6 protein-coding genes are annotated in these 4,655 nt (G+C 53.1%); 1 reads left to right on the top strand and 5 read right to left on the bottom strand.

Annotated elements, in window-relative coordinates; all coding sequences use genetic code 11:
• Positions 1 to 457, top strand: a 457-nt coding sequence (locus tag E1189_RS25115; protein WP_230460090.1) for a hypothetical protein, incomplete at its 5' end; no start/stop codon positions are given.
• Positions 458 to 519: 62 nt separating this feature from the next.
• Here the strand turns inward: E1189_RS25115 and mnmE are convergent.
• From mnmE to rpmH, 5 genes are all read right to left on the bottom strand, one after another.
• Entirely contained in the window at positions 520 to 1,896 is a 1,377-nt protein-coding gene (gene mnmE / locus E1189_RS02930; RefSeq protein ID WP_155158557.1) for a tRNA uridine-5-carboxymethylaminomethyl(34) synthesis GTPase MnmE, read from the bottom strand.
• A gap of 113 nt (positions 1,897 to 2,009) precedes the next feature.
• The gene (gene yidC, locus E1189_RS02925; RefSeq protein ID WP_155158556.1) at positions 2,010 to 3,662 is read right to left on the bottom strand and encodes a membrane protein insertase YidC; all 1,653 of its coding nucleotides are present in this window, start codon (positions 3,660 to 3,662) and stop codon (positions 2,010 to 2,012) included.
• Between the two features lie 3 nt (positions 3,663 to 3,665).
• Positions 3,666 to 3,950, bottom strand: coding sequence for a membrane protein insertion efficiency factor YidD (yidD, locus tag E1189_RS02920; protein ID WP_155158559.1), 285 nt, complete (start codon positions 3,948 to 3,950; stop codon positions 3,666 to 3,668).
• 36 nt (positions 3,951 to 3,986) lie between these two features.
• On the bottom strand, positions 3,987 to 4,388 hold the full coding sequence (gene rnpA, locus E1189_RS02915; RefSeq protein WP_155158555.1) for a ribonuclease P protein component: 402 nt from the start codon (positions 4,386 to 4,388) through the stop codon (positions 3,987 to 3,989).
• A gap of 17 nt (positions 4,389 to 4,405) precedes the next feature.
• Positions 4,406 to 4,540: a 50S ribosomal protein L34 gene (gene rpmH, locus E1189_RS02910; protein ID WP_155158554.1), complete on the bottom strand. Its 135-nt coding sequence runs from the start codon at positions 4,538 to 4,540 to the stop codon at positions 4,406 to 4,408.
• Positions 4,541 to 4,655 lie beyond the last annotated feature (115 nt).

The raw sequence follows: 4,655 nt of genomic DNA, 5'->3' as shown, positions 1-4,655 counted from the left end.
ACTTGATGATAATGTCCGTCGTGCTATAGCCGCGTCTGCGGGGCTGTTCACCTGTCAGGCCGACCATTCCTTTAGGAAAAGGGCTACCTGCCTGAAAAGTCACCAGGGGCGGGAATATCTTGGTGCGATACACAGCGAACTTGAGCTGCGCCAGGTCACTCTGCCAGAGGATATGAGTGTTCTGCAGAAATTAATGTATGAGGACAGGAAGGCGGAGAGCCTTCCAGATGACATCAAGACAAAAGTAGATAATGAGGTGAAGCGGCTCAGAGAATGCGGCATCCGACCGCCTCTTGGGACACTCACGCAGAAAGTGCTGGCAAGCCCACTGGCAAGAAAACGGCTCAAGGACGATTATGGCCTTGAGGTTGTGGAGGAAAAACGTGTGTGTGGAATGAATAATGGTGTGCCACGCTACGATACATTTTTGGTGACTGCGAACCTTGCTCCGAAATAATGAAGTGAGTTACCGGACGCTTAACAGACATGCCCCCACAGTGAGGGCATGTCTGTTAAGCGTCACTTACCAATACAGAAGCTGGAAAATATACGCCCCAAAAGATCATCACTGGAGAACTCTCCAGTAATCTCCCCCAAAGCCTGCTGAGCCTGCCGAAGATCCTCAGCCAAAAGTTCACCGGCCCCCATCCCCATGAGTTGCTCTTTACCCTGATTTAAGCAAGCTCGAGCCTGCTCCAAAGCTTCAATATGACGACGACGAGCGCTGAAGCTGCCTTCAGTTGTCCCCGTGTAACCCATCAGTGTTTTCAAGTGCTGGCGCAGGTTATCCACACCTTTTCCCGTGCGGGCACAAAGGCGAATGACCGGAAACTCCCCTTCTGTGACACCGGCAACTTCTTCAGAGAGATCCACCTTGTTACGGATTACGGTAATCTTTTCCCCAGCCGGTAAACGATCCACAAACTCGGGCCAGATATGGTGGGGATTCGTGGCTGCGGTGGTTGTGCTATCCACCATCAAAAGAACCAGGTCTGCCTGTGCTATTTCATCAAAGGCACGCTTCACACCAATTTGTTCCACAACATCATCACTGTCCCGCAAACCGGCGGTATCGATAATATGCAGTGGCATACCATCAATGTGGATATGTTCACGAAGCACATCCCGGGTGGTGCCGGCAATATCAGTCACAATGGCACTGTCTCTGCCAGATAAGGCATTCAAAAGGCTGGATTTACCGGCATTCGGGCGTCCGGCGATAACCACAGTCATTCCATCCCGCACCAGAGAACCCTGACGAGCCTCCGCGAAGACTGTGGATAACTTGTCTATAACACCATCCAGATCCCCCCGAACCTTGCCGTCGGAAAGGAAATCGATCTCCTCTTCCGGGAAGTCGATAGCCGCTTCTACATAGATACGCAGGTGGATAAGTTCCTCCACCAATTCATTCACACGTTTGGAGAAAGCTCCCTGCAAGGAGCGTACAGCACTGCGGGCGGCTTCTTCGGAAGAGCTGTCAATCAGGTCGGCAATGGCTTCAGCCTGTGCCAGATCGAGCTTATCGTTCAAAAAGGCGCGCTCGGAGAACTCGCCGGGGCGAGCCAGACGAATACCATGGGAGGTGATCTCCTTCTGCAGCAGATCAAGAATGACCGGGCCGCCGTGCCCCTGAAGCTCCAGCACATCTTCCCCGGTAAAAGAGTTAGGGCCGGGAAAATAGAGCGCCAGCCCTTCATCGATCACAGTGCCGTTACGATCGAAAAATGGCAGGTAGTGGGCATAGCGTGGGTTGAGATCCTGCTTTAACAGGGCTCTGGCAATCTCCCCTGCCTTGGGGCCGGATACCCGTACGATGCCCACACTGCCCCTGCCGGGAGCTGTGGCCTGAGCAACGATGGTTTCTTGCTGTTGGGACGCTTGAGGTGTGGTCATGGCCAATCTGAATTCGAACTGGAAAGGCCGGTAGTCTAAAGAAGAGCACAAAAAAAGCGAGCCACTCGGGCTCGCTTTTGGGGGGGCGCTTTTTGGAGAAGCTTATAAAAAGGTTACCCTTCGGCTTCAATCTTCTTGGTCACATACCACTGCTGAGTGATAGACAACAGGTTGTTAGTGACCCAGTACAGTACCAGACCGGCCGGGAACCACAGGAAGAAGAAGGTGAAGATCACTGGCATCAGCTTCATCACTTTCGCCTGCATGGGGTCTGGAGGCGTTGGAGACAGCAGCTGCTGTGCGAACATGGACGCACCCATAATCAGTGGCAGGATGAAGTAAGGGTCCATCTGGGACAGATCCTGAATCCAGCCCAGCCATGGTGCCTGACGCAGCTCAACAGATTCCAACAGCACCCAGTACAGGGCGATGAACACTGGCATCTGAACAAGGATTGGCAGACAGCCACCCATTGGGTTGACCTTCTCTTCCTTGTACAGCTTCATCATGTCCTGAGAGAGGGCCTGACGGTCGTCGCCATGTTTCTCCTTCAGCGCCTGCATCTTTGGAGAGACTTTGCGCATCTTCGCCATAGAGCGATAGCTGGCCGCAGACAGCGGGAAGAACAGGCCTTTCACGATCATGGTCAGGGCGATGATGCTGAAGCCCCAGTTACCAATCACAGAGTGCAGGAAGCTCAGCAGCAGGAACAGAGGCTTCGCAAACCACCACAGGATGCCGTAGTCGATAGTCAGATCCAGACCTTGTGCCAGCTGACCCAGAACCTTCTGGTTCTTGGGGCCTGCGTACAGTGTTGCGCCCATCTGTGCAGTCTGACCTGGCGCTACAGTTACCTGAGGTTCAACCACGCTCAGGATATTGTCTCCATTGAACACGCGCGTCTGGAACTTGTTGGTCTGATCCTGCTTGGGAACCCACGCTGTCACAAAGTAGTGCTGAACAACAGCAGCGTAACCACCTGCAACACTCTCATTGAAAGGATCGGAGCTGAATTTGTCGAAAGCGCGCTTGTCGTAAGTCTTGGCGTTGCTGCGAACCGCGCCACCCAGATAGGTGCGCATACCGGAAGACTTGCTCATCTCCTGGCTTGGGTCGGCAGAGTTATCACGCTTCAGCTGGGCGTAGAAGTTACCGCTCCAGTTACTGTCACCAGCGTTGCGAACAATGTAATCCACACCCACCTGGTAGCTGCCCTTGGTCAGAGTGAAGCGTTTGGTGATATCCACACCGTCTTCAGTCTTCATGGACAGATCGACATTCATGGACTCGTTGTTACCGAGGCTGTATGAAGTCTTCTCCACGCTGTAAACAGGTTTGCCCAGGCGGTCTGGACCGTTAGGGCCGATCAGGCCACTTTGGGCGACAAACAGGCGGTTGGTGCTGTTTTCCAGCAGGGTGAACGGATCTGGTTCACCTTTCACCCGTGGGAACTTGGGAAGCTCTGCTCGAACAATATCACCGCCACGGGTATCAATCGTCAGAATCAAGGCATCCGTGGTAATGGTTACCAGTTGTGCGTGGGTTTCTGCTGGGGCTGGTGCCTGTGGAGCATTTGGCAGAGCAGGAGCATCAGTAGTAGCAGATGCAGAATGTGCGACAGGGACGTCTGGGTTGTTGCTGGCAGGGAGCTGGGTGGCGACCTGACTCACAGCCGGCGGCTGGTTATAGTCCTGGTTCCATTGCAGCACCATCAGGTAGCCGACAACAACCAGACCCGCGATTAAGAGGGAACGTTGCAAATCCATGATTTAGTGGCCATCGAAACGGTTGGGGGTGTCCGGGTCCGCCTGTTTCAATACCTTATGTGTCTGACTGCCGGGCACAGGGTCGTACCCCCCGTGATTCCAGGGGTTGCAGCGCAGTAAACGCAGGCATGAGAGATATCCGCCTTTGAGGAGGCCGTGTGTGGTAATGGCTTCCATGGCATAGGAGGAGCAGGAGGGGTAAAAGCGGCAGTGGTTCGCCATTAGAGGGCTGACTCCATATTGGTATCCTCTAATCAGTAACAGAACGATCGAACGTATGGGATTCATCATGTTCTGCTCCTGTTGGCGATCCCCTGAGGAGTGTTAATCAACAGGGGGGCGGGCTCTGTCAGAGTTTTTAAGCCTTGAGCGGGCACCTGACTTTTTTTGAGCGCGTAACCACTGCTTACCGAGCAGGCTGTGTAGTTGCCTGTTATCGAGTTCGCCCAGGCCTTTTCGTGCCAGAACAACGTAGTCCAGTCCCTGAAGGCTGTGCTGACTGTGGCGGAATGTCTCACGAATAACCCGTTTAATCCTGTTCCTGGATACCGCGGTGCGAACATTTTTCTTGGCGATGATCAAACCAAGCCGGGGAATATCCAGCTGGTTCTCTCGGGCCAGTATCAAAATGTTCTTGTCGGAAACCTTAACATCTGCCTTATCGAAAACCCGTTTGAACTCAGATGACTTCAGCAGCCTTAAACTCGGGCTGAATCCGAAGTTCATTGGCAGGCCCTGAAAGATCAGGCTGCCAGGCGCTTACGGCCCTTGGAACGACGACGAGCCAGAACGGCACGACCATTCTTGGTGGCCATACGAGCACGGAATCCGTGGGTACGCTTACGCTTCAGTACGCTTGGTTGAAAAGTTCTTTTCATGTCTATCTACTCTTGAGGGTTCCACTCGTCGCGAAACGAGAAAAAATAAAATGACGCGCAATTTTAGGGAATACCGTATATAGCGTCAATTTAAAAGATGTATAGGAAACAACCA

The organism is Parendozoicomonas verongulae, assembly GCF_009711465.1.
Lineage (GTDB): Bacteria > Pseudomonadota > Gammaproteobacteria > Pseudomonadales > Endozoicomonadaceae > Sansalvadorimonas > Sansalvadorimonas verongulae.
The sequence above is the reverse complement of the archived record's forward strand: the minus strand, read 5'-3'. Positions and strand labels throughout refer to the sequence as shown.

Excerpts from the sequence above, each read along its gene's own strand:
- yidC (WP_155158556.1), bottom strand. The coding sequence starts at position 3,662 with ATGGATTTGCAACGTTCCCTCTTAATCGCGGGTCTGGTTGTTGTCGGC.
- rnpA (WP_155158555.1), bottom strand. The coding sequence starts at position 4,388 with ATGAACTTCGGATTCAGCCCGAGTTTAAGGCTGCTGAAGTCATCTGAG.
- mnmE (WP_155158557.1), bottom strand. The coding sequence starts at position 1,896 with ATGACCACACCTCAAGCGTCCCAACAGCAAGAAACCATCGTTGCTCAG.
- yidD (WP_155158559.1), bottom strand. The coding sequence starts at position 3,950 with ATGAATCCCATACGTTCGATCGTTCTGTTACTGATTAGAGGATACCAA.
- rpmH (WP_155158554.1), bottom strand. The coding sequence starts at position 4,540 with ATGAAAAGAACTTTTCAACCAAGCGTACTGAAGCGTAAGCGTACCCAC.